A 281-nucleotide genomic window follows, 5' to 3' on the forward strand; every position below is an offset into this window, starting at 1 on the left:
GACCACGGCGCAACCAGCCGACCGGATCGACCGCAATGGCTGGTGGAAGATGTATGGCGACGCGCAGCTCGACGATCTCGAAGCGCGCCTACTGGCAAACAACACCGATTTGCGCGCGGCGTACGCGCACTATGCGCAAGCGCAAGCTTTCGTGGCGCAGGTAGAGTCGGGACTGTACCCGTCGATCAGTGCGAGCGCCGTACCGCAGCGCGATCGCCAGTCCGACAGCCGGCCACTGCGCGCGGGCGGCCCGAACGACTACAACTCGGTCACGCTTGGCG

At 66.2% G+C, this 281-nt stretch carries 1 protein-coding gene; it reads left to right on the forward strand.

The features are described from left to right. Positions 1 to 281 (forward strand): TolC family protein (locus tag DL891_RS16905; RefSeq protein ID WP_198668988.1); only part of this gene is annotated, 281 nt, incomplete at both ends.

Origin of the sequence: Homoserinimonas sp. OAct 916 (assembly GCF_003260275.1) — a bacterium.
Classification (GTDB): Bacteria; Actinomycetota; Actinomycetes; order Actinomycetales; family Microbacteriaceae; genus OACT-916.